Annotated in this window: 19 protein-coding genes; 9 read left to right on the top strand and 10 right to left on the bottom strand. The window is 69.5% G+C overall.

Annotation, left to right across the window (positions count from 1 at the left end; genetic code table 11):
• Positions 1-49: 49 nt before the first annotated feature.
• Entirely contained in the window at positions 50-217 is a 168-nt protein-coding gene (locus ACYVBN_RS01440; protein WP_440284063.1) for a DUF3117 domain-containing protein, read from the bottom strand.
• Positions 218-377: 160 nt separating this feature from the next.
• Here ACYVBN_RS01440 and ACYVBN_RS01435 point away from each other — a divergent pair, with 160 nt between their 5' ends.
• The 3 genes from ACYVBN_RS01435 (at position 378) to ACYVBN_RS01425 (ending at position 3,463) form a co-directional block, all read left to right on the top strand.
• Positions 378-1,241 carry an enoyl-CoA hydratase/isomerase family protein gene (locus tag ACYVBN_RS01435; protein WP_440284049.1) on the top strand — a complete coding sequence of 288 codons (864 nt, stop codon included), beginning with the start codon at positions 378-380 and terminating at the stop codon, positions 1,239-1,241.
• 429 nt (positions 1,242-1,670) lie between these two features.
• Positions 1,671-2,102, top strand: coding sequence for an NfeD family protein (locus ACYVBN_RS01430; protein WP_440284048.1), 432 nt, complete (start codon positions 1,671-1,673; stop codon positions 2,100-2,102).
• A complete protein-coding gene (locus tag ACYVBN_RS01425; RefSeq protein ID WP_460599001.1) occupies positions 2,102-3,463 on the top strand; it encodes an SPFH domain-containing protein in 1,362 nt (453 codons plus the stop codon). Before ACYVBN_RS01430 ends, ACYVBN_RS01425 begins: the two co-directional genes overlap by 1 nt.
• A 96-nt stretch (positions 3,464-3,559) precedes the next feature.
• Here ACYVBN_RS01425 and ACYVBN_RS01420 read toward each other — a convergent pair whose 3' ends face one another.
• The 6 genes from ACYVBN_RS01420 to dapE form a co-directional block, all read right to left on the bottom strand.
• Positions 3,560-4,831: a glycosyltransferase family protein gene (locus ACYVBN_RS01420; RefSeq protein ID WP_460599000.1), complete on the bottom strand. Its 1,272-nt coding sequence runs from the start codon at positions 4,829-4,831 to the stop codon at positions 3,560-3,562.
• Positions 4,828-5,415, bottom strand: a complete 588-nt coding sequence (locus ACYVBN_RS01415; protein ID WP_460598999.1) for a DNA-3-methyladenine glycosylase I — start codon at positions 5,413-5,415, stop codon at positions 4,828-4,830. Before ACYVBN_RS01415 ends, ACYVBN_RS01420 begins: the two co-directional genes overlap by 4 nt.
• On the bottom strand, positions 5,408-5,863 hold the full coding sequence (locus tag ACYVBN_RS01410; RefSeq protein WP_460598998.1) for an SRPBCC family protein: 456 nt from the start codon (positions 5,861-5,863) through the stop codon (positions 5,408-5,410). The genes ACYVBN_RS01415 and ACYVBN_RS01410 overlap by 8 nt, the downstream gene beginning before the upstream one ends.
• A 9-nt stretch (positions 5,864-5,872) precedes the next feature.
• Complete coding sequence (locus tag ACYVBN_RS01405; protein WP_440284043.1) at positions 5,873-6,166, bottom strand: DivIVA domain-containing protein; 294 nt, start codon at positions 6,164-6,166, stop codon at positions 5,873-5,875.
• Between the two features lie 100 nt (positions 6,167-6,266).
• Positions 6,267-7,022, bottom strand: coding sequence for an LOG family protein (locus ACYVBN_RS01400; protein ID WP_440284042.1), 756 nt, complete (start codon positions 7,020-7,022; stop codon positions 6,267-6,269).
• A gap of 87 nt (positions 7,023-7,109) precedes the next feature.
• Positions 7,110-8,174, bottom strand: a complete 1,065-nt coding sequence (gene dapE / locus ACYVBN_RS01395; RefSeq protein WP_460598997.1) for a succinyl-diaminopimelate desuccinylase — start codon at positions 8,172-8,174, stop codon at positions 7,110-7,112.
• 94 nt (positions 8,175-8,268) lie between these two features.
• Between dapE and dapD the strand changes: the two genes are divergently transcribed.
• From dapD to ACYVBN_RS01380, 3 genes are read left to right on the top strand one after another with little or no spacing between them, the layout of a single operon-like run.
• Complete coding sequence (gene dapD / locus ACYVBN_RS01390) at positions 8,269-9,207, top strand: 2,3,4,5-tetrahydropyridine-2,6-dicarboxylate N-succinyltransferase (protein WP_460598996.1); 939 nt, start codon at positions 8,269-8,271, stop codon at positions 9,205-9,207.
• A 36-nt stretch (positions 9,208-9,243) separates the two neighbouring features.
• Positions 9,244-10,347: a hypothetical protein gene (locus ACYVBN_RS01385; protein WP_460598995.1), complete on the top strand. Its 1,104-nt coding sequence runs from the start codon at positions 9,244-9,246 to the stop codon at positions 10,345-10,347.
• Positions 10,348-10,392: 45 nt separating this feature from the next.
• Positions 10,393-11,352 carry an esterase/lipase family protein gene (locus ACYVBN_RS01380; RefSeq protein ID WP_460598994.1) on the top strand — a complete coding sequence of 320 codons (960 nt, stop codon included), beginning with the start codon at positions 10,393-10,395 and terminating at the stop codon, positions 11,350-11,352.
• Between the two features lie 93 nt (positions 11,353-11,445).
• Here ACYVBN_RS01380 and ACYVBN_RS01375 read toward each other — a convergent pair whose 3' ends face one another.
• The 3 genes from ACYVBN_RS01375 to fdxA form a co-directional block, all read right to left on the bottom strand.
• Positions 11,446-12,735, bottom strand: coding sequence for a type II citrate synthase (locus tag ACYVBN_RS01375; RefSeq protein ID WP_460598993.1), 1,290 nt, complete (start codon positions 12,733-12,735; stop codon positions 11,446-11,448).
• A 101-nt stretch (positions 12,736-12,836) separates the two neighbouring features.
• Positions 12,837-13,943 carry a pyridoxal phosphate-dependent aminotransferase gene (gene dapC, locus ACYVBN_RS01370; protein WP_460598992.1) on the bottom strand — a complete coding sequence of 369 codons (1,107 nt, stop codon included), beginning with the start codon at positions 13,941-13,943 and terminating at the stop codon, positions 12,837-12,839.
• A 21-nt stretch (positions 13,944-13,964) separates the two neighbouring features.
• Positions 13,965-14,300: a ferredoxin gene (fdxA, locus tag ACYVBN_RS01365; RefSeq protein ID WP_440284036.1), complete on the bottom strand. Its 336-nt coding sequence runs from the start codon at positions 14,298-14,300 to the stop codon at positions 13,965-13,967.
• A gap of 82 nt (positions 14,301-14,382) precedes the next feature.
• On the opposite strand from fdxA, the gene ACYVBN_RS01360 reads away from it, so the two are divergent.
• From ACYVBN_RS01360 to ACYVBN_RS01350, 3 genes are all read left to right on the top strand, one after another.
• Positions 14,383-15,411 (top strand): GNAT family N-acetyltransferase, encoded by a 1,029-nt coding sequence (locus ACYVBN_RS01360; protein ID WP_460598991.1) that lies wholly within the window; start codon positions 14,383-14,385, stop codon positions 15,409-15,411.
• Between the two features lie 259 nt (positions 15,412-15,670).
• Positions 15,671-15,946 carry a hypothetical protein gene (locus tag ACYVBN_RS01355; RefSeq protein ID WP_460598990.1) on the top strand — a complete coding sequence of 92 codons (276 nt, stop codon included), beginning with the start codon at positions 15,671-15,673 and terminating at the stop codon, positions 15,944-15,946.
• Between the two features lie 73 nt (positions 15,947-16,019).
• Complete coding sequence (locus tag ACYVBN_RS01350) at positions 16,020-16,208, top strand: hypothetical protein (RefSeq protein ID WP_460598989.1); 189 nt, start codon at positions 16,020-16,022, stop codon at positions 16,206-16,208.
• The last annotated feature ends 9 nt before the right edge of the window (positions 16,209-16,217 follow it).

Raw genomic sequence — 16,217 nt, 5'->3', positions numbered from 1 at the left:
GCCGCCCACGACAAGACGTGGGCGGCCGTTCGCGTGCAGTGAGTCGGCGTCAGCCGATGCAGCCCTGAATGGCCTCGCCGAGTGCTTCGGCCTCCTCGGCGTTCATCTCGACGACCAAGCGGCCACCGCCTTCGAGCGGCATACGCAGGAGAATGCTGCGGCCTTCCTTGGTGACCTCGAGAGGACCGTCTCCGGTCCTCGGCTTCATTGCCGCCATCGGCTTTCCCCTTCCGTCCGCGTGGCTCAAATCCTCGGCCGCACCAATGCCACGCGGTGCTTTCGACGCCGGGTGTCCGGCGGGTGCGACCAACAGTCGCGCTCATTATTTCAGTTTCCGCCGCGCAGAGGGAAATCCTCGCCCCGGATAGCCTGTGCCCATGAGCTCCTCCGACGCCGGCCCTGCCGATGCCACACCAGCCGCAACTTCCGACGCCGGCCCTGCGGACACCGCCGCCGGCGCCCCGGTCGTCGTGGAGCGGACGGCGGGCGTCGCCACGGTCCGGCTGAACCGCCCGGAGGCGATGAACTCCCTCGACATCGCGACCAAGGAGGCGCTGCTCGCGGCGCTGCAGGACGTCGCCGACGACGAGACGGTCCGCTGCGTCGTGCTCACCGGCACCGGCCGCGCGTTCTGCGTCGGGCAGGACCTCAAGGAGCACGTGGGCCTGCTGGCCGACGGCTCCGACGCGCTCTTCACGACCGTGCCCGAGCACTACAACCCGATCGTCACCCTGTTGTCGACGATGGACAAGCCGGTCGTGGCGGCGGTCAACGGCGTCGCGGCCGGGGCCGGTGCGGCCTTCGCGTTCGCCGCCGACCTGCGCATCCTGTCCGACGCGGCCGGTTTCAACCTGGCGTTCACCGGGATCGCGCTGTCCAGCGACTCCGGCTCGTCCTTCTGGTTGCCGCGCCTGGTCGGGGTGGCCAAGGCCAAGGAGCTGCTGCTGATGCCGCGCACGGTCCGCGCCGACGAGGCGCTGCAGCTGGGCCTGGCCACTCAGGTGGTGCCGGCCGACGACTTCGCCGCGACGGTGCAAGAGTTGGCCGCCCGCCTGGCCGCCGGCCCCACCAAGGCGTATGGCGCCATACGACGGGCCGTGGAGTTCTCCGCGACGCACACGCTGGCCGATTCGCTGGCACACGAGGCCGAGCTGATGTCGCTGACCGGTTCGACCGCGGACCACAAGGCCGCCGTCGACGCGTTCCTCGCCAAGGAGAAGCCGGCCTTCGAGGGCCGCTGACCGGGTCGCCGCTGTTCGATCGGACCGCACACAACCGGCAACAGTCGCCGGTTCCTCACCGGAAACCGGCCGACACCCGTGCACAACCGGCAACGGTCGCCGGTTCTTCACCGGAAACCGGCCCAGCCTGCACACAACCAGCAACGGTCGCCGGTTCCTCACCGGAAGCCGGCCCAGCCTGCACACAACCAGCAACAGTCGCCGGTTCCTCACCGGAAACCGGCCCAGCCTGCACACAACCAGCAACAGTCGCCGGTTCCTCACCGGAAACCGGCCCAGCCTGCACACAACCAGCAACAGTCGCCGGTTCCTCACCGGAAACCGGCCGACACCCGTGCACAACCGGCAACAGTCGCCGGTTCGATCACAACCCGGCATCCTTGTGACGGCGCTCACGTCGGCCCACGGCATACATGACACAATCCGGGCATGGCGGCGTTGATCTGGTTCGCGGGCGGGGTGTTGCTGGCCGCCGCCGAGGCGCTCAGCGGCGACTTCGTGCTGCTGATGATCGGCGGCGGAGCGATCGCCGCGGCAGTCGCCTCCTTCCTCGGCGCACCGTTGTGGCTGGCGACCATCGTCTTCGCGGTCGTCTCGATCGGGCTGGTCTTCGGCCTGCGGCCGGTGCTCAAGCGCCACTTGCTGAGCTCGCCCACGGTGCCCACCGGCATCGACGCCCTGCGCGGCCAGGAGGCGACGGTGCTCAAGGCCTTCGGCAACGACGGCGGCCAGGTGCGCATCGGCGGCGATGTCTGGACCGCGCGGCCGGCCGACGACAACGACACGTTCCGCACCGGCGAGAGCGTGGTCGTCCAAGACATCGACGGCGCAACAGCCGTCGTGAGAAGGGGAGATGACTGATGGCAGTCCTGATAGTTGTCGCGGTGATCGTGATCCTGGTGATCGCGATCGTCGCGAAGTCCGTGGCACTGATCCCGCAGGCGGAGGCTGCGGTCATCGAGCGACTCGGCCGTTACACCAAGACCGTGTCCGGTCAGCTGACGCTGCTGATGCCGTTCATCGACCGGGTGCGCGCGCGCGTCGACCTGCGTGAGCGCGTGGTGTCGTTCCCGCCGCAGCCGGTCATCACCGAGGACAACCTGACGGTCAACATCGACACCGTCGTCTACTTCCAGGTGACCGACCCGCGGTCTGCGGTCTACGAGATCAACGACTACATCGTCGGCGTCGAGCAGCTGACGACCACCACTCTGCGCAACGTCGTCGGCGGTATGACGCTCGAGGAGACGCTGACGTCGCGCGAGACCATCAACGCCCAGCTGCGCGGTGTGCTGGACGAGGCGACCGGCCGCTGGGGGCTGCGGGTCGCCCGGGTGGAGCTGAAGTCGATCTTCCCGCCGCCGTCGATCCAGGAGTCGATGGAGAAGCAGATGAAGGCCGACCGCGAGAAGCGCGCGACCATCCTGGCGGCCGAGGGCCACCGGGAGGCGGCGATCAAGTCGGCCGAGGGTGACAAGCAGGGCCAGATCCTGGCGGCCGAAGGTGCCAAACAGGCCGCGATCCTCGCCGCCGAGGCCGACCGCAAGTCGCAGGTGTTGCGTGCCGAGGGTGAACGCGCCGCCCGCTACCTGCACGCGCAGGGTGAGGCCAAAGCCATCGAGAAGACCTTCAACGCGATCCGGTCCAGCAACCCGACCCCCGAGCTGCTCGCCTACGAATATCTGCGGATGATCCCCGAGATGGCCAAGGGCGAGGCCAGCAAGGTCTGGGTGGTGCCCAGCGACTTCGGTTCGGCGTTGCAGGGTTTCGCCAAGTCGTTCGGCGCGCAGGGCGACGACGGCACCTTCCGATACGAGATGCCGCCGGCCGAGGAACGCGCACCCGTCGAGGACGAGGACGTCGCCGACTGGTTCACGCTCGAGCGTGACCCGGCGGTCGCGGAGGCGGTCGCCGCCGCCGAGGCCGTCGCCCGGCAGACCACCGACCTGGACGACGTGCGGCCGCCGCGGCCCGGCCGGTCCAACCACCCGTCCGCCCCCGCGACGCCGCCGGCACCGTCCACGTCGGCGGACCCGGCGGAGGACGACGCGCAGTCGGCGGAGCAGACACAGGCCCACGCACAGCTGCCGGGTCAGGGCGAGCACCAGCAGATCTCCGGGCCGCCGCCCGGTTACCCGCCGCAGGGTGTGCAGTTGCCGGCTCACCAGCCGCAGCCTCCGCAGCAGGGGCAGCAGCCGGGTCCGAACGGCCCGCAGCAGTAGCGCCGGGCGGTATGGCGAGAGGGCGTGGATCCACCGGATCCGCGCCCTCTTCCCGTTGCCCGCGCGTCGCGCCGGGCGTCATACGGCCCACCGGCGTCAGATGGGGTCGCCGCTGACGTGCCGCAGCACCAGCAGCGTCCAGCACCACCACACCTGCCAGCCCAGCCCGAGTCCGACCCAGATGACGGTGCGCCAGCCGACCAGCAGCCGTTGCGCCCTGTCCTTCCATCCGGCGCCGACGAAGACGATCAGGATCGGGAACATGAACAGCAGGTAGCGGTAGGTGCTGGTCCACGCGTCCAGCACTGCGAGCAGGTAGAACGCATAGGCGAACAGCCAGGTGCGCATGATCGGTCCCATGGCGTCCGCCCAGGGGCCGATCGTGATCAGCACGAAGCCCAGCACCAGCACCGCGAGCAACAGCACGGCGGCGAAACCGTTGCCGAGGATCTGGTCGAAGTTGGCCACCCACGGCTGGAAGTAGACGATCGTGTGGTCGCTCCGCCAGGCCGCCATGGTGTCGGTGTATGCCGACGGGACGCCGGTGCGCCACCAGGCGATCGCCGGCCAGATCGCACCGGCGATGCCGCAGCCCACCAGCGTGGAGGCCATCGCGGCCCACTCCCGCCGGGCGATCGGGCGTTCCTCGCGATCGCGCCAGCGCAACCACAGCGCCACCAGCGCCACCACCGCGAGCGGCACCGCGACCGGCCGGGCCAGCCCGGTCGCCAGCGCGGCGGCGCCGGCCAGCCACCACTTCTGGCGTTGCAGCGCCAGCAGGGCACCGATGAGCAACACCAGCGCGAGAGACTCGGTGTAGGTCATCTGCAGCACCGGCGACGGCGGTGAGGCGGCGAAGACGCACACCACGCAGAACGCCGCCACCGGCCCGACCTTGTCGCGGACCAGCACCGCCATCATGCCGACGGCGACCGCGCCCAGCACCAGCGACAGCAGCGATCCGACGACGGCGAACGACCCACCGGTGAGCGTCATGAGCGCTCGCACCAGCTCCGGGTACATCGGGTAGAAGGCCCACTGGTTCTGCTGCACGACGCCACCGTCCGTCGGCAGCTGCGCGGGATAGCCCTGCTCGACGATCGTCTGGTACCAGCGTCCGTCCCAGACGTGGGTCATCAGCCAGTAGTCCTGCTGACCGTGGGAGAAGAAGATGAAACCCGGGTCCTGTTGGGCGGCCACCAGTTGCATGACGACCGCCGAGAACACCCGCAGCAGCAGGTATGCCGCCACGACGCACACCAGCAGCCGGCGGTGCAGCAGGTCGACGGCGCGCCCGCGCCATACCTGCAGCCGGGACGGAGCCACGAGGTCGCGGCGGTCCCGGGCGCGTGCCGTGGTCGTCGTCACCGGGCCGTCCCGCGGAAGCAACCGGCCACGTGGTCGTCGACCAGACCGCACGCCTGCATGGCGGCATACATGGTGGTCGGGCCGACGTGCGCGAAACCGGCCTTCTTCAAGGCCTTTGCCAGTGCTACGGATTCGGGTGTCTGCGCCGGGGTCTCGCTGAGATCTGCGGGCCGGCGGTGCGTGGCCGGCACATGCGACCAGACCAGCGCGTCGAGACCACCGGCGTCCCGCAGCCGCAGCACCGCGTGCGCGTTGGTGACAGCGGCATCGATCTTGCGGCGGTTGCGCACGATGCCGGTGTCCTGCATCAGGCGCGCGACATCGGCGGGGCCGTATGCCGCCACGACCTCCGCGTCGAAGTCGGCGAAGGCGGCCCGGAACGCCGGGCGTTTGCGCAGGATGGTGATCCAGGCCAACCCGGACTGGAACGCCTCGAGGGTGATGCGCTCGTAGAGGGCACGCTCGCCGCGCACCGGCACACCCCACTCGGCGTCGTGGTAGGCGCGGTAGTCGTCGCTGCCGTCGGCCCACCCGCAGCGCGTCATACCGTCCGGGCCGGTGACCAGGGAGGGGCGCTCAGCCATCTTCGGCCTCCCGCACCATGCCCCGCACCACGTGCCGATAAAGGGGTATGGCGGTCAGTCGCGCCACGGGCGCGACCAGCCGGCGCAGCCGCTCCGGCGCCGGGCCGACGTCCGTGGTCCAGCGCAGCCGCGAGCCGGTCTCGGTGGGTTCGACCGCCAGGATGGTGCGGCCGCCCAGCAACCGGCCGACCTTGCGCAACTCGCAGCGGCCGCTCTCCCCCGGCGGATCCCAGCGGGTCACGACCATCGGGTCGTGAAGCTGTAACGGCCCGACGCGGGTCGTCGCGTCCAGGCGCAAGCCGACGCCGTCCGTCCCGGTGTGCTCGCCGGGTGCGACCCGCACCGTCGTCAACGGGAAGAACCGGCCGTGACCGGGCCAGTCGGTCACCACCTGCCAGAGTCGGCTCACCGGCGCGGAGCAGTCCCGCGTCACCACGACATCAGCCATCCGCGTTGCTCAGTCGCGCACCGGCCGGGCGGTGCCGCGCAGCATCGCGATCTCGTCGTCGCGGGCCTGCAGCTCCGCACGCAGCCGGTCGAGCACCTCGTCGACCTGGCCCATGCGGTAGCCGCGCAGCGTCTGGTCGAAGCGCACCTGATCGATGTCCTCGGCGGTGACCACGCCGCGTGGCAGCGACTCGAACGGCGAGGTGCCGGTGGGATCCTCCAGCTGCGCCCCGAAGTGCCCGAGGACCGCGAAGACGACCAGGCCGATGACGACGACCAGGAGCGCGATGAGGAAGACGATCACTGGCCCAGAGTAACTGTCAGAGCCGACACCGGACAGGCACAACCAGCGACCGCTGCCGGTTCTGCACGCTCCCGGCCGGCTCGCCGCCCGGACCCGACCGTCATTCCGGCCGGGTCGCGCCGTTGGTGTCGCCGTCGGTGGTGATGATGCGCACCGCCTCGGCGGGGTCGTCGACCACCTGCAACCGGTCGATATCCTTCTCCCCGACCATGCCCTCGGCATACAACGTGTCCCGGATGAAGTCGATCATCGGTGTCCAGAACCTCGTGCCGAGGAGCACGATCGGGAAGCTGGTCACCTTCTGCGTCTGCGCCAGGGTGACCGCTTCGAAGAGTTCGTCCAGGGTGCCGAACCCGCCGGGGAGCACGACATACCCCTGCGCGTACTTCACGAACATCGTCTTGCGCGCGAAGAAGTAGCGGAAGTTGACGCCGAGGTCGACATACGGGTTGAGGCCGGACTCGAAGGGCAGCTCGATGCCCAGGCCGACGCTGGTGCCGCCGGCCTCGAAGGCTCCCTTGTTGGCGGCCTCCATCGCGCCCGGCCCGCCGCCGGTGATGACCGCGTAACCCGCCTCGGCGAGGAGGCGGCCCAGCTCCACACCCTTGGCGTAGTAGTCACTGTCCGGTTTGATCCGCGCCGATCCGAACACGCTGACCGCCGGGCCGACCTCGGCGAGGGTGCCGAACCCTTCGACGAACTCCGCCTGGATGCGCATCACGCGCCAGGGGTCGGTGTGCACCCAGTTGGTGTCCTGCGACTGGTCGAGCAGCCGCTGGTCGGTCGTGGTCGCGGGGACGTGGCGGCCGCGCAACGTGGTCGCGCCCTTCCGGTATGCCTCGGTTTCCTTGGTCACGGCCCCAATCTCTCACGCGGATCGTGCGAGACGACGACCAGTTCGGCGGGCAAGAGTCGCCACCCGGGCTGCGAGGAGTCGAGCAATTCAACCCAACCAGCGGCACAAGGCGTCATACGCGTCGGTGATCTGCTGCTCCGGGCACCGCTCGTCGTCGGTGTGCGCGAGGTTGGGGTCGCCGGGTCCGAAGTTGACCGCCGGGACACCCAGTGCGGAGAAGCGCGCGACGTCGGTCCAGCCCTCCTTGGCGGTGACCGGCAGGCCGAGCGTGGTGACGAACGACCGGGCCGCGGGCGTGTCGAGACCGGGCCGCGCACCGGCAGCACAATCCCCGACCTCGACGTCATACCCGGCGAAAACGGTGCGCACGTGCGCCACGGCCTCGTCGGCCGACTTGTCGGGCGCGAAACGGTAGTTGACGGTCACCGTGCACCGGTCGGGTATGACGTTGCCGGCGATGCCGCCGCTGATGCCGACCGCGTTGAGCGCCTCGTGGTAGTCCAGGCCGTCGACGGTCACGGTCGCCGGTTCGTATGCCGCCAGCCGCGCCAGCACCTCGCCGGCGTCATGGATCGCGTTGTGGCCGTTCCACGGCCGCGCGGAGTGGGCGCTGATCCCCTTGGTGGTGACGTCGACCCGCAGCGTGCCCTTGCAACCGCCCTCGATGCCGCCGTCGGTCGGCTCCAGCAGCACCGCGAAGTCGGCAGCGAGCCAGTCGGGGTGCTGGGCGGCGACGCGGCGCAACCCGTTGAACTCCTCCTCGATCTCCTCGCAGTCGTAGAAGACGAAGGTCACGTCGCGGGTGGGCTCGGTCACCGCCCGGGCGATGGCCAGCTGGACGGCGACGCCCCCCTTCATGTCCGTGGTGCCGCGGCCCACCAGCAGGCCGTCGACCCGGCGGCTCGGCAGGTTCGGCGGGTCGGTGAGCGGCACGGTGTCCAGGTGCCCGGCCAGCACGACGCGTTCGGCCCGGCCGAGGTCGGTCCGGGCGACCACGGTGTTGCCGTCCCGGTCCACCCGCAGGTGCGGCAGCGCACGCAGTGCCTGCTCGACGGCGTCGGCGATCTGCTGCTCGTCACGACTCACCGACGGGATGTCGACCAGGTCGGCTGTGAGATCGACGACGTCGCGGGTCAGGTCCAAGTGCGCCATACGAGCAATCCTGGCGTATGGCGCGCGCCCGGTGCGACGCACGTCCACCACCAGGTCACAGCTTCATCACATCCCGTCGCCTACCCTTGGCCCCATGACCGACTCCCCGCGCGCCGCCTGGGGCTACGGCCTCGCCACCGAGACGTATTCGGGAGACCTGCTGGACACCTGGTTCCCGGAACCGCAGCTGGGCGAGGCCCCCGCCGCCGACCCGTATGCCGAGCCGGCCGACCTGGCGGCGCTGGCCCGTGACTACCCGCGCCGGCAGGTGCGCACCCGGGTGGTGCGGGTCGCGATCGACCTGGACACACCACCCGCCGACGTCGCGGACGCCTACCTGCGGTTGCACCTGCTCAGCCACCGCCTGGTGCTGCCGAACACGGTCGACCTGGACGGCCTGTTCGGGGTGCTCACCAATGTCGTGTGGACCAACTACGGCCCGTGTGCGGTCGACGACTTCGAGCAGACCCGGGTGCGGTTGCGGCTGGACGGTCCGGTGCAGGTCTTCGGCATCGACAAGTTCCCGCGGATGACCGACTACGTCGTGCCGTCCGGGGTGCGCATCGCCGACGCCGATCGCGTGCGGCTGGGGGCCCACCTGGCCGAGGGCACCACCGTGATGCACGAGGGCTTCTGCAACTACAACGCGGGCACGCTGGGCACCTCGATGGTCGAGGGCCGCATCGTGCAGGGCGTCGTCGTCGGCGACGGCTCGGACATCGGCGGCGGGGCGTCGATCATGGGCACCCTGTCCGGTGGCGGCACCGACCGCGTGTCGATCGGCAAGCGGTGCCTGGTCGGCGCCGAGGCCGGCATCGGCATCTCGCTCGGCGACGACTGCGTGGTCGAGGCCGGGCTCTACGTCACCGCGGGCACCAAGGTGACCCTGCCCGACGGCGCGGTCGTCAAGGCGCGCGAACTCTCCGGCCGCAACGGCCTGCTCTTCCTGCGCAACTCCACCACCGGCGTGGTCGAATGCCGTCCGCGCCAGGGCCACGGCATCGCCCTCAACGACGCGCTGCACGCCAACTGAGCCCCGCCCCCGAGAGAAGCTGCGAACCCCACACCGATGCCCTTCCGCCGCGATCGCGACAACAATCCCGGAGACCGCGAGGTCCATCGGCTGTATGACGCAGGCACCGACCACGATGCGCAACCGGCGCGTTACGTGCAGCACGGGGAGCGCTACGCGCACGACCCGGAGGAGTACGAGGACGGCCCGGTCGACGGCTTCGACCGCGACCCGGAGGACACCCCGTGGTCGGCGTTCGGCCACGACGGGCTGGATGACGACTTCTTCGAGGAGGAGCACCGGCCGCGCGGGCCGATCCGCCGCACCCTGGGCTGCCTGATCCCGATCGCCCTGGTCGCCGGCATCGCCGGCGGCGGTTACCTCGCCTACCAGCACCTGATGGACAACTGGGGCTCGCCGTCGTGCAAGTTCGTGGCCAAAGGCTATGAGTACCAATGGGATCCGGACCAGGCGCAATCCGCGTCGACGATCGTCGACGTCGGCGTCTTCAAGAAGGGCGTGCCGGCGCGGGCCGCGACGGTGGCGGCCACGACCGCCATACAGGAGTCCAAGCTGCGCAACCTGGCCTACGGCGACCTGGACTCGCTCGGGCTCTTCCAGCAGCGCAAGAGCCAGGGCTGGGGCACCGCCGAGCAGATCCAGGACCCGGTCTTCTCCAGCGGCTCGTTCTACAACGCGCTGCTGAAGGTGCCCGGCTGGGAGACCATGCCGATCGGCCAAGCGGCCCAGGAGGTGCAGAAGAGCGGCTTTCCGGACGCGTATGCCCAACACGAGTCGCAGGGCGAGGTCATCACCGCGGTCATGACCGGCGCCGCGCACGAGGGCATCGGCTGCCGGCTCGACCCGACGACCAAGAACGGCTCCCCCGCCCAGGTCGTCCAGCAATTGAGCAACGAGAGCGGGCTGACCGCGACCGCCGGGCACAGCGCTGTGGACTACCACGCGAAAACGGTCGACGGCGCCTACGCGGTTGCGGCATGGGCGATCGCGCACGCCGACGCCGACAACATCACGGCAGTCACCGTCGGCGATCGGGCGTGGGTGCGGCACCGCGGCCGTGACGGCTGGACCTGGCACGCCGCCCCACAACCGACGAGCGGGCCGACGCAGGTGCGCATCGACGTGGAGACCAGCAAATAGACGGGCGCGAGACACCCTTACCTACCGAAACGTAGGTAGCGTTGAGTGACCCAGTTCACTCCGATGGAGGTCCTCATGCGTCTCACCCGGTCGACGTCCCTGTCCCTCGCCTGCGCCGGCACGGCAGCGGTCCTGTTCGCCACCGCAGCGGCACCGGCGGCGCGAGCGGACACGAGCCTGCCCGTCGGCGGCCTGCCCCAGGCGGCCGCGGGCTATGCCTTCCATCCCGGTTCGGTCGCCGGCGCCAACGACTGGAGTTGCGAGCCGACCGCTGCGCATCCGGATCCGGTCGTGCTGCTGCCGGGCACCTTCGCCAACATCGGCTCCAACTTCGTCGCGCTGTCACCGATGCTCAAGAACGCCGGTTACTGCGTCTTCGCCACCAACTTCGGCATGACCTGGCTGTCGGCCGGCCGCGTCGGCGGGCTGGACACCGAGACCGACTCCGGCAATCAGGTCGCGGCGTTCATCGACCGGGTGCTGGCGGCCACCGGCGCCGACAAGGTCGACATCGTCGGACACAGCCAGGGCGGCTCGATGGGCATCAACTACGTCAAGCTGCACGACGGCGGCAACAAGGTCGGCACGTATGTCGGCTGGGGTCAGAGCTCGAACGGGACCACGCTGTCCGGCATCACGACCGCCGCTGCCGCGCTCGGTGTGCTGGGCATCGCCAACGTGGGCCTCGCGGCGTGGGGGGCACCGGGGCTGCGCGACCAGCAGGTCGGTTCGGCATACAACCAACGCACGGGCGCCATACCGCTGCCGAACGGGCCGAAGTACGTCACGATCCAGACGAAGTATGACGCGGTCGTCACGCCATACCGGGCCCAATCGTTGCCCGGTGCGCAGAACCTCGTGGTGCAGGATCTGTGTCCGGCCGACACCGTCGGTCACGTCGGGTTCTTCCTGGACGGCCCGACGCTGCAGCTGACGATGAACGCGCTCGGCGGCGGCCCGGCCGACTTCGAGCCGTCCTGCACGGATTTCGGCCCGGCGCTCTAACCCCGGCTTCGACTCCTCGCAATACAAGGGCCGGGCTACACGAACGAGTTCGTGCAGCCCGGCCTGTGCCGTGCGAGGAGTCGAGCAGAAAGTTCAGCCGTTGGCCGGGTAGTCGCGAGCGGACTCGCCGACGTAGATCTGCCGCGGACGGCCGATCTTGGTGGCCGGGTCCTCCATCATCTCGCGCCACTGGGCGATCCAGCCCGGCAGGCGGCCGATGGCGAAGAGCACGGTGAACATCTCGGTCGGGAAGCCCATGGCCTTGTAGATGAGGCCGGTGTAGAAGTCGACGTTCGGGTAGAGCTTGCGCGAGACGAAGTAGTCGTCCTGGAGCGCGATCTCCTCCAGCCGCATCGCCATCTCCAGCTGCGGGTCGTCGACACCCATCTTCGTGAGGATCTCGTCGGCGGACTTCTTGACGATGGCCGCGCGCGGGTCGTAGTTCTTGTAGACGCGGTGCCCGAAGCCCATGAGCTTCACACCGGTCTCCTTGTTCTTGACCTTCTCGACGAACTTGTCGACGTCGCCGCCGAATTCGCTCTCGATGCTGTCCAGCATCTCCAGCACGGCCGCGTTGGCTCCGCCGTGCAGCGGGCCGGACAGGGCGTGGATGCCGGCCGAGATCGAACCGAAGAGGTTGGCGTGGCCGGAGCCGACGAGGCGCACCGTCGAGGTCGAGCAGTTCTGCTCGTGGTCGGCGTGCAGGATGAACAGCTGGTCCAAAGCCTTGGCGACGACCGGATCGACGTCGTAGTCCTCGGACGGGAAGCCGAAGGTCATCCGCAGGAAGTTCTCGACCAGGCTCAGCTTGTTGTCCGGGTAGAGCGTCGGCTGGCCCTGGCTCTTCTTGTGGGCGTATGCCGCGATCGTCGGCAGCTTGGCCATCAGCCGGACGGTCGACAGCTCGATCTGGTCGCGGTCGGTGATGGACAGCGAGTCCTGGTAGAAGGTGCCCAGTGCGGAGACCGCGGCAGACAGCACCGACATGGGGTGGGCGTCGCGCGGGAACGCGGCGAGCAGGTCCTTGAGGTCCTCGTGCAGCATCGTGTGACGCCGAATGCGCTCGGTGAACTCCTCCAGCTGGGCCGTGGTCGGCAGCTCACCGTAGATCAGCAGGTAGGAGACCTCGAGGAAGGTCGACTTCTCCGCGAGCTGCTCGATCGGGTAGCCGCGGTAGCGCAGGATGCCGGCGCCGCCGTCGATGTAGGTGATCGCCGACTTGCAGGAGGCGGTGTTGACGAAGCCGACGTCGAGAGTGACGTTGCCGGTCTCGCCGAGCAGCTTCGAGATGTCGTAACCGTCGTTACCCTCGGTCGCGGGAACGATCCCGAACTCGAGCGTCTTGTCCCCTGCCTGGAATGTGGCAGGTGCCTGGTCAGTCATATTCGCTTTCCGTCCTTATACGTCAACCGGCGACATTGCCGGGGAAGTCAGCGAAATCGACGGTACCTCAGGGTCTTGACAGGACAGCGTGCGACCCCATGTCAAGAAACCAATCTCTTCGCCGCAGCGGAAATTCGCTCGTCGGTCGCGGTGAGCGCGATGCGCACGTGCTGCGCGCCCGCGGCACCATAGAAATCGCCGGGTGCCGCGAGGATGCCGAGCGCGGCCAGTTCGTCGACGCTCTGCCGGCACGGTTTGCCCTGCGTGGCCCACAGGTAGAGCCCCGCCTCGGAGTGGTCGATGCGCCAATCCGCCTGCAGCAGAGCGGCTTTCAGCTCCGCGCGGCGCGCCGCGTAGATCTGCTTCTGCGCGGCGACGTGCGCGTCGTCCTGCACGGCCGCCAGGACGACGCGTTGCACCGGCCACGGCACGATCATCCCGGCGTGCTTGCGGACCTGCACGAGTCGCTGCACCAGCTCGGTGTCACCGGCCACGAAACCGGCGCGGTAGCCGGCCAGGTTGCTCTGCTTGGACAGCGAGTAGACCGACAGCAGCCCTTCATGACTTCCGTCACAGATCCGGTCGTCCAGGATGCTCGGAGTGGTCGGACCATCCGCGTCCGCACGCCAGTCGAGCTCGGCGTAGCACTCGTCGCTGGCCACGATCACCCCGCGTTGGCGCGCCCACGCGACGACCTTCTTGAGGTGGTCGACCGGCAGCACCTGGCCGTGCGGGTTGGCCGGAGTGTTGATCCACAGCAGTTGTGGGGCCATCGGGCCGAACTGCAGCAGACTGGCAGCTGCCCGCGGCGTGGCGCCGGCGAGGCGGGCGCCCACGTCATACGTCGGATAACCCAGCTCGGGGATGCCGACCGAGCTGCCGGCGCCGAGGCCCAGCAGCGTGGGCAGCCACGCCACCAACTCCTTGGTGCCGATGACCGGCATGACCGAGTCGGGGTCGACCGCGGAGGCGTTACGGCGGCGGGCGAACCAGCCGGCGACCGCCTTCCGCAGGTCGGGTGTCCCCCACACCTGCGGATATCCCGGCGCGTCGGCGGCCGCGGTCAGCGCCTCCTGCAGCACAGCGGGTGTCGGGTCGACGGGCGTGCCGACCGACAGGTCGACGATGCCGTCCGGGTGCGCCGCCGCGGTGGCCTTGGCGCCGGCCAGCGAGTCCCAGGGAAAGTCGGGCAGGTCAGCGACGGGCATGGCGCACGGGACCCGCGAGGGTCACTCCGCTGCTTCCGCGGCGTTCTGCGGCGGGAGCGCGGCGATGATCGGGTGGTCCTTGTCGATCATGCCCATCTTGGCGGCGCCGCCCGGGCTGCCGATGTCGTCGAAGAACTCGACGTTGGCCTTGTAGTAGTCGGCCCACTGCTCGGGGGTGTCGTCCTCGTAGTAGATCGCCTCGACCGGGCACACCGGCTCACACGCGCCGCAGTCCACGCACTCGTCGGGCTGGATGTAGAGGCTGCGCTTGCCTTCGTAGATGCAGTCGACCGGACATTCCTCGATGCACGCCTTGTCCTTCACATCGACGCACGGCTGTGCAATGACGTAGGTCATACGAAAGGTCCTCCTGCTGCGAAGCATGCGTGGCCGCGCGACGACGGCCGACGGGTCGTTATTCGCCTCCTAGTATGCCGTCGTGCCTTCGGACCCGGTCAGTCAGTCTCACCTCAGCAACCTGCTGGTCGCCGGGACGCGCGTCGTGCTGCGCTTCCAGCTGGCCGCGAGCGGGCTCGAGCCGGGCGGTCCGACGCTGACCGACGCCGTGGGTGAGGTCGCGTCGGTCAGCGACGAGGCTGTCGTCGTGACCACCCGTCGCGGACCCGTCACGGTGCCGCGCGCGAGCATCGTGCTGGCCAAGCGCGTCCCGCCGGCGCCCGCCCGCAAGCACCGTCGGGCACACGTCACCGACGCGGACACGATCGGGATCGACGCACTGCAGGTCCTGATGACGGCCGGTATGCCGCCGCTGGTCTCGACATACGTCGGTGAGTGGCTGGTGCGATCTGCAGAGGGTTACACGGGACGGGCCAATTCTTCTCTGCCAGTGGGCGATCCGGGCATACCGCTGGATCACGCGGTGGACCGGGTGGCGGCCTGGTATGCCGATCACGATCAACCGGCGCTGATCCAGCTTCCGCACCCGGAAAACGTCGCACCGTCCGCGACCCCGCTGGGTACCGTTCTGGCACAACGGGGTTGGCGCTTCGTCGTGCGCACGCTGGTCATGACCAGGACGACGACCGCCCGGCGAGCCGTCGCCCCCGGCGTGCGGGTCGAGACGTCCCGCAGCGCACCGACCGACGACTGGTGGTCTGCCGCGTCACCCCGTGCCCTGGACCATCGCGAGACGCTCGCCCGGATCCTGGGTCTCGTTCCCGAGTCGGCATACCTCACGGCATACATCGGCGACCGGCCGGTCGGCCACGCTCGCCTGGCGTTCCACGGTGGCTGGAGCGGCATCTTCGACGTGCACACCGATCCCGGCGCACGCCGCACCGGCGTGGCTCGCGCGATCATGGCAACGGCCGCCGGCATCGCGGCCGACCGGCGCATCCCGATGCAATATCTGCAGGTTGCCGCCGACAACGTCGCAGCGGTCGGCCTCTACGAGTCACTCGGCTGGCGGGTGCACCACGAGTACCACTACGCCACACCGGAAGACTGACGGCTTCTTGCACCAGTGACGCCCGTTGACGGCCGTCCCTCGTGCACACGACCGTCACAGTGGAGTCGGCCTGTGGATGGTCTCTGCGCCGGTCGGACGGAGTTTGCCAGGGTATGCCGATGCCCGACCAACCGCTCGATCCGCGCGAGATCATGTCCAACGCGCATTTCGCCCGCCGCGGCATCAGACCCGCATCGTTCATCGGCACGCGCGGCCGACCGGCTCGGCTCGTCCGTGTCCGCTACCGATGCTGGGTCTGGTGTCGGCCGCCGCCATGTTGCGTATGCCGGTGCTCGGCGGTTACCCGGGCCGGATCGATGTGCTCGTCGATGCCGGGGCGGCAGGGTCCAGCACCATGGTGTGCCGCCATCGGGTGACCTACCTGCCCGAGCCGGTCATGGTCGCCGGACTGCAGGTCACTCCCCCGGCGCGGACGGTGATCGACCTGGCCCGCACCAGGTCGCTGGCCTGCGGACTTGTCGCCGGCGACTGGGCGCTCCGTAACAACGTGTGCACGATCACTCGGCCGGGGTGATCTCGGCTGGGCCGGGCTGATCGGAGAGTTCGACGGCCTGCGCAAGTACCGAGCGACCGGAGATGCCGGCGACGTGGCCAGCGAGAACATCGTCATCAGGGAAAAGCGCCGCGAGGATCGGGCCCGTCGCTCCGGGGTCGGGTTCGCGCGCTGGACGTGGCAGGACGCATTCCACGCGCAAGGTCTGATCCAGGTCCTGTCGGCGGCCGGGCTGGAGCGATCGCCATCCCCGCCCTGGGGCCGGGACATCGGTGCACCGTGACTCAGACGG

Source organism: Flexivirga lutea, assembly GCF_054778955.1.
Note: the sequence above shows the minus strand (reverse complement) of the source record. Positions and strands in the feature narration are given on the sequence as shown.

What these genes read in the sequence shown, in the direction of transcription:
- ACYVBN_RS01440 (WP_440284063.1), bottom strand. Translation starts at nt 217, where the DNA reads ATGGCGGCAATGAAGCCGAGGACCGGAGACGGTCCTCTCGAGGTCACC.
- ACYVBN_RS01435 (WP_440284049.1), top strand. Translation starts at nt 378, where the DNA reads ATGAGCTCCTCCGACGCCGGCCCTGCCGATGCCACACCAGCCGCAACT.
- ACYVBN_RS01430 (WP_440284048.1), top strand. Translation starts at nt 1,671, where the DNA reads ATGGCGGCGTTGATCTGGTTCGCGGGCGGGGTGTTGCTGGCCGCCGCC.
- ACYVBN_RS01425 (WP_460599001.1), top strand. Translation starts at nt 2,102, where the DNA reads ATGGCAGTCCTGATAGTTGTCGCGGTGATCGTGATCCTGGTGATCGCG.
- ACYVBN_RS01415 (WP_460598999.1), bottom strand. Translation starts at nt 5,415, where the DNA reads ATGGCTGAGCGCCCCTCCCTGGTCACCGGCCCGGACGGTATGACGCGC.
- ACYVBN_RS01410 (WP_460598998.1), bottom strand. Translation starts at nt 5,863, where the DNA reads ATGGCTGATGTCGTGGTGACGCGGGACTGCTCCGCGCCGGTGAGCCGA.
- dapE (WP_460598997.1), bottom strand. Translation starts at nt 8,174, where the DNA reads ATGGCGCACTTGGACCTGACCCGCGACGTCGTCGATCTCACAGCCGAC.
- dapD (WP_460598996.1), top strand. Translation starts at nt 8,269, where the DNA reads ATGACCGACTCCCCGCGCGCCGCCTGGGGCTACGGCCTCGCCACCGAG.
- ACYVBN_RS01385 (WP_460598995.1), top strand. Translation starts at nt 9,244, where the DNA reads ATGCCCTTCCGCCGCGATCGCGACAACAATCCCGGAGACCGCGAGGTC.
- ACYVBN_RS01375 (WP_460598993.1), bottom strand. Translation starts at nt 12,735, where the DNA reads ATGACTGACCAGGCACCTGCCACATTCCAGGCAGGGGACAAGACGCTC.
- dapC (WP_460598992.1), bottom strand. Translation starts at nt 13,943, where the DNA reads ATGCCCGTCGCTGACCTGCCCGACTTTCCCTGGGACTCGCTGGCCGGC.
- fdxA (WP_440284036.1), bottom strand. Translation starts at nt 14,300, where the DNA reads ATGACCTACGTCATTGCACAGCCGTGCGTCGATGTGAAGGACAAGGCG.